The sequence below is a fragment of the Kitasatospora sp. NPDC058965 genome, assembly GCF_042741245.1.
In the GTDB taxonomy this organism is placed as follows: Bacteria; Actinomycetota; Actinomycetes; order Streptomycetales; family Streptomycetaceae; genus Kitasatospora.
Window position 1 is genome coordinate 1 of sequence record NZ_JBHYKG010000503.1, and the last position, 3,826, is coordinate 3,826.

Consider the following 3,826-nt stretch of genomic DNA (forward strand, 5'->3'; position numbering starts at 1 on the left):
GAGCAGGTCCTCGCCTACGCCAAGCGCACCGGCGAGGACCACGTCATCGTCGTGGTGAACCTGGACCCGCACCACCCGCAGGAGGCCACCGTCACTCTTCCGGCGGACAACGCAGTCGCTGTCACCGACGAGCTGACCGGCGAGCAGTACACCTGGCACCGCCACAACTACGTCCGGCTCGACCCCTCATCGTCGCCGGCCCACCTCCTCACCGTTCGGAGGATCTGACTGTGATTGTCAACGAGCCCGTCCCCGACACCTTCGCGGACACCGAGAAGAAGGACTTGGACCCGGAGTGGTTCAAGCGTGCGGTCTTCTACGAGGTCCTGGTGCGGTCCTTCCAGGACAGCAACGGCGACGGTGTCGGCGACCTCAAGGGGCTCACCGCCAAGCTCGACTACCTCCAGTGGCTCGGCGTGGACTGCCTCTGGCTGCCGCCGTTCTTCGCCTCCCCGCTGCGCGACGGCGGCTACGACGTGGCCGACTACAAGTCCGTGCTGCCGGAGTTCGGGGACCTGGCGGACTTCGTCGAGTTCGTCGACGCCGCCCACAAGCGCGGCATGCGGGTGATCATCGACTTCGTGATGAACCACACCAGCGACCAGCACCCGTGGTTCCAGGCCTCCCGCAGCGATCCCGACGGCCCGTACGGCGACTTCTACATGTGGGCCGACGACGACAAGCAGTACCCGGACGCGCGGATCATCTTCGTCGACACCGAGACCTCCAACTGGACCTACGACCCGGTCCGCAAGCAGTACTTCTGGCACCGCTTCTTCTCGCACCAGCCGGACCTGAACTACGACAACCCCCGGGTCCAGGAGGAGATGATCGCGGGGCTGCGGTTCTGGCTGGACCTGGGCATCGACGGCTTCCGGCTGGACGCGGTGCCGTACCTGTTCGCCCGCGAGGGGACCAACTGCGAGAACCTGCCGGAGACCCACGAGTTCCTGCGCCGGGTCCGCAAGGAGATCGACGCCGACTACCCGGACACGGTGCTGCTCGCCGAGGCCAACCAGTGGCCCGAGGACGTGGTCGACTACTTCGGCGACTTCACCTCCGGCGGCGACGAGTGCCACATGGCCTTCCACTTCCCGGTGATGCCGCGGATCTTCATGGCGGTGCGCCGCGAGTCCCGCTACCCGGTCTCCGAGATCCTGGCCAAGACGCCCACCATCCCGGGCGGCTGCCAGTGGGGCATCTTCCTGCGCAACCACGACGAGCTGACCCTGGAGATGGTCACCGACGAGGAGCGCGACTACATGTACGCGGAGTACGCGAAGGAACCGCGGATGCGGGCCAACGTGGGCATCCGCCGCCGGCTCGCCCCGCTGCTGGAGAACGACCGCAACCAGATCGAGCTCTTCACCGCGCTGCTGCTCTCGCTGCCGGGCTCCCCGGTGCTCTACTACGGCGACGAGATCGGCATGGGCGACAACATCTGGCTGGGCGACCGCGACGGTGTCCGCACGCCCATGCAGTGGACCCCCGACCGCAATGCGGGTTTCTCCTCCGCCGACCCGGGCAGGCTCAGTCTGCCGCCCATCATGGATCCGGTCTACGGATTCCAGGTGACCAACGTCGAAGCGCAGCAGAGCAGTTCTTCCTCGCTGCTGCACTGGACCCGGCGCATGATCGAGATTCGCAAGCTCAACCCCGCTTTCGGGCTCGGCAGTTACACCGAGCTTCCCTCCAGCAACCCGGCCGTGCTGGCCTTCGTGCGCGAGCACGAGGGCGACCTGGTCATGTGTGTGAACAACTTCTCCCGCTTCCCCCAGCCCACCGAGCTGGACCTGCGGCGATACGGCGGGCGCTACCCGGTCGAGTTGATCGGCGGGGTGCGCTTCCCGTCGATCGGTGAGTGGCCGTACCTGCTCACCCTGGCCGGACACGGCTTCTACTGGTTCCAGCTGCGCAAGCCCGGAGCGCAGTAACGATCCAGCTTCCCCGGGGGTGTGCGGACCGTCCTGCGCGCCCCCGGCAGGCCGTGTGCCACCACGTACGGAGAACAGCCCAACGCGTACCCACCCTCAGGCGTGACACCCGAGCTCCGCTCGCGTGCCGCCGCAGCAGCGCCGCCGAAATCCGGAAGACTGGCGGGCCCGGCCAGACCTGTCGGCCCGTCAGCCCCTCTCCGGGGAAAGGGAGTCATGTCGGAAATCTCCCGTTCTCAAGCCCACGCCCACCGCGATGCCGGTACCGCGCCCCGCGGTACCGGCGGTCCGGGCGGTCCGGGCGGACCGCACGGGACCGGCCGGGGTGCCGGGGGGCACGCGCCCGGCGGGCACGGTGCCAGACCGCGCGGAAGCACCTCGCTGGCCGTCGCCGAACTGGTGGAGGCGGCCCTGCCGCTGATCGCCCAGTGGCTGCCGGGCCAGCGCTGGTACGCGGGCAAGGGGCAGGCGATCACCGGCCTGCACCCGGTGCACGCGACGCCGCTGCTGACCGGCGACCCGGCGATGGTCCACCTGCTGCTGCGGGTGGAGCACGGCAGCGGTGCCGACCTGTACCAACTGCTGCTCGGGCTGCGCGCCGAGGCCCCGGCCGGCCTGCTCCCCGAGGCCTCGCTCGGCAGCCTGAGCCACGGCCCCTACGACGGCGCGGCGCTCTACGACGCGGTGCACGACCCGGAGCTGACCGGCCGGCTGCTCGGCCACCTGGCCACCGCCGACCGGTTCGGCTCCCTGGCCTTCCGGCGCACCCCGGGGCCGGGCCTGCCCAGCGACCTGCTGGGCCGGGCCGGCACCGCCGAGCAGTCCAACACCTCGGTGATCTTCGGCACCCAGTTCATCCTCAAGCTGTTCCGCCGGATCAGCCCCGGCACCAACCCCGACCTGGAGCTCTCGCTGGCGCTGTCCCGGGCCGGCTCCACCCGGATCCCCCGGGTGGCGGCGTGGTTCGAGAGCCGGCTGGCGGGCGCCGAACCGGCCACCCTGGGCCTGCTGCAGCGCTTCCTGCCGGACGCGGAGGACGGCTGGGAGCTGGCGCTGGACCAGGTGGCCCGGCTCAAGGGCGACCCGAGCCCGGGCAACTTCGCGGTGGAGGCGCACCGACTGGGCCGGGCCACCGCCGAGGTGCACCGGGTGCTGGCCCGGGCGCTGCCGGTGGCCCGGCTGGACCGCGAGCAGGTCAGCCGGCTGGCCACCCAGATGGCCGAACGCCTCGACGCGGCCGCCACCGCCGTGCCGGCGCTGCGCCGCTACCGGCCCGCGCTGCACGCCGCCTTCCAGCAGCTGACGGCGGACCACCTGACCGGCCTGACGGTGCAGCGGATCCACGGCGACCTGCACCTGGGGCAGGCGATGCGCACCCCGCACGGCTGGGTGCTGCTGGACTTCGAGGGCGAACCCGCCAAGTCGGTGGCCGAGCGGCGCCAGCCGCAGCCCGCGCTGAAGGACGTGGCGGCGATGCTGCGCTCGTTCGACTACGCCGCGGCCCACCTGCTGGCCGGCGCCGAACCGGACCCGGAGCTGGCCCACCTGGCGGCCGCCTGGGCGGCCCGCAACCGGACCGCCTACTGCGCCGGCTACACGGCCGCCGGCGGCACCGATCCGACCGGCTGCCCCGAGCTGCTGCGCGCGCTGGAGATCGACAAGGCGGTCTACGAGGTGGTCTACGAGGCCCGGCACCGGCCCGGCTGGCTGCCGATCCCGCTGACCGCCATTCACCGGCTCGCGACCGTGACCTGATCTATCGTCAGGAACAGTCACCCCGTCCGTTCCCGCCCCAGCCTGGAGGATCCCGCCGTGGCCCCGCTCGACCGCTCCGACCCGACCGTGCCCGCCACCTTCCTGTCCGGGCGCGCGGGCGCCGGCCGGACCAGGGC

The 3,826-nt window shown here is 71.3% G+C and carries 3 protein-coding genes; all 3 read left to right on the plus strand.

Translation table 11 applies throughout. The annotated features are described in order from the left end of the window. Positions 1 to 228: alpha-glucosidase C-terminal domain-containing protein (locus ACFW1A_RS39330; RefSeq protein ID WP_380418300.1), on the plus strand; the 228-nt coding region annotated here is incomplete at its 5' end. 2 nt (positions 229 to 230) lie between these two features. Beyond that, positions 231 to 1,934: a maltose alpha-D-glucosyltransferase gene (gene treS / locus ACFW1A_RS39335; RefSeq protein ID WP_380418302.1), complete on the plus strand. Its 1,704-nt coding sequence runs from the start codon at positions 231 to 233 to the stop codon at positions 1,932 to 1,934. Between the two features lie 216 nt (positions 1,935 to 2,150). Further along, positions 2,151 to 3,689, plus strand: a complete 1,539-nt coding sequence (locus ACFW1A_RS39340) for a maltokinase (protein ID WP_380418304.1) — start codon at positions 2,151 to 2,153, stop codon at positions 3,687 to 3,689. Positions 3,690 to 3,826: the final 137 nt, after the last annotated feature.